This window comes from Synechococcus sp. OH2 (genome assembly GCF_047462155.1).
Lineage (GTDB): Bacteria > Cyanobacteriota > Cyanobacteriia > Thermostichales > Thermostichaceae > Thermostichus.
In genome coordinates, this window is sequence record NZ_JANSIR010000108.1 from 19,361 (window position 1) to 21,482 (window position 2,122).

General features: G+C 64.6%; 2 protein-coding genes. Both read right to left on the bottom strand.

Annotated elements, in window-relative coordinates; genetic code table 11:
- Window positions 1-106: 106 nt before the first annotated feature.
- Window positions 107-1,138, bottom strand: a complete 1,032-nt coding sequence (gene trpD / locus NW835_RS10985; RefSeq protein WP_414385144.1) for an anthranilate phosphoribosyltransferase — start codon at window positions 1,136-1,138, stop codon at window positions 107-109.
- A 72-nt stretch (window positions 1,139-1,210) separates the two neighbouring features.
- Entirely contained in the window at window positions 1,211-1,969 is a 759-nt protein-coding gene (locus NW835_RS10990; protein ID WP_414385142.1) for a PIN domain-containing protein, read from the bottom strand.
- Window positions 1,970-2,122: the final 153 nt, after the last annotated feature.

Below are 2,122 nucleotides of genomic sequence, written 5' to 3' on the forward strand. Positions count from 1 at the left end.
GGGCGGGGGCATCTGGGTTGGCGGGAGTTCCCCAGCCCATTTCAAGAGGTGGCTAGTTTTTGTCAAGGAGCAGGGCCCCAGCTCGCCAGGCAAGCAGAGCTTGGCCTCAAGGCTGGAGGAAGTTGACCAACTTTTGCAGGCGCTCCCAGGCGGCACCGCTGGCAAGGATCTCCCGCGCGCGGGCAATTCCGGCTCTCAAGTCAGCCACAGCTCCCGCCACCTGGAGCACCAGCGCCGCATTGAGGGCCACTGCATCCCGCTGGGCAAGATCGCCGCCTCCCTGGAGAACGCGGCTGAGGATAGCGGCATTTTCCATCAAGTCCCCCCCCTGGAGAGCTTGGACGGAGGCGGGCGTGAGGTCGTAATCCCGGGGGTTCAAGACTTCTGTGCGCAGGGATCCCTGGGAGAGAACGGCCAAGTCCGTGGGCTGAGCAAGGCCAGCTTCGTCAAGGCCTTCCCGGCTATGGAGTACGATGGCTGCTTCCCGCCCCAGTAGGCGCAGGGCTTCGGCCATCACCGGCACCAGCTCCGGCGCATAAACCCCGATGACCTGTCGGTTGGGGTAGAGGGGATTGACCAGGGGCCCCAAGAGATTAAAGACAGTGCGAACTTTAAGGGCGCGGCGGTAGGGGATTACTGCCCGCATAGCCGGGTGCCAGTGGGGGGCAAAGAGAAAGGTGATGCCCACTTCTGCCACCGCCGCCCGCACCCGCTCCGGCTCGGCGTTCAAGTTCACCCCCAGCGCCTCCAGCACGTCCGCCGAGCCGACCTTGCCAGAAGCAGAGCGGTTGCCGTGCTTCACGACTGGGATCCCGGCAGCGCTGACCACGAAGGCCACGGCGGTGGAAATGTTAAACGTGCCGGCCCCATCTCCCCCGGTGCCGCAGGTATCCAGCAGGAGGGGCAGATCCAGGGGGGATCCCAGAGAAGCTCGCTGCAGCACCCGCGCCATGCCGGCCAGCTCGCCAGCGCTGACCCCCTTAGCTTGCAAGGCCGCCAAAATCGCTCCCGACACCACATCCGGCACTTGGTTGTGCAACCAGCCGTTCATAAGCTGCTCCGCCTGGGCCTCGCTGAGGGATTGCCGCTCCAGCAGTTGGCCCAAGAGCTGGGGCCAAAGGTCAGCCGTTTCCGTCATGGGTCGGGATCCGGGTTTTTAGCAAGCTCTCATCCTAGCATAGGCCTGCCGGGGCTCTTTCGGCCAAAGCGGCTAGAGATCGCGCAGCCAAGGGATCCGAGACAGGGGCAGCCGCCGCCAGATCCCTTCGCTCCCTGCGGGATCCAGCAAACGCCAGGCCAGCAACCCTGCTGCCGAGAAGAAAGCCAAAGCCAACAGCAGCGCCAGCGAGTTTTGCACACTTTTGGAGGCGAATCCAACCGGAGATCGGCGTTGAACAGCTTGGGATCCCTTTTGGGCAGGGGAGGGTGGTTTTGCAGAAGTTGGGGAGGGACGCAACGGAGTAGCGGGAATGGGAGGCCCTGGCAGCCGCTTCCAAGCCATAACCACGGCCTGGGGGCGCTGGCGCTGGCGTATCCACCGGTTGAGCTCGGCCAGAGAGATAGCACAGAGGTTGGCAAGGCCCAGCTCCTGCACTCGCTCGACCAAGGGCCGGTCGTTGCTCACCACCACCACCAGGGATCCCGGCTGCTGTTGAGCCAGGGCATAGGCGCACTCGGCAATGGCCTGCTCCAGGCGGACTCGCAGCGACTGCTTGCCGGTGTTGGCTTCGCCCACCAAGGCGCGGGCTTCTGAGACGGCAAATCCCAAACTCGGCCAGTGGCGCAAGAAGGCGCGCGCTGTCGATTCTTCTGCGGGAACGATAGCCTGTCGGGTCAGGCGTTCTAGCTCCGCCATCACCGCCTGGGGCAGCACACACACCCCAAAACGGGCCCATTCCTGCCATAGAGCCGGGCGACCGGCCAGGATCGCAGGACTGTCGAAAACGAGCAACGGCGAGATTTCGGCCATAGGGGGCGCCAGCAGCGGGCTCACCCTCAATTGTGCCGCTTCTCCGAGAACTTGGGGAGGCGGGATCCCTCGGCCAGGCAGAGGCGGATGGCCAGCGGGTAGAGGCGGTGTTCCTGGGCCTGGATGCGCCGGTAAAGGGATTCCACCGTATCT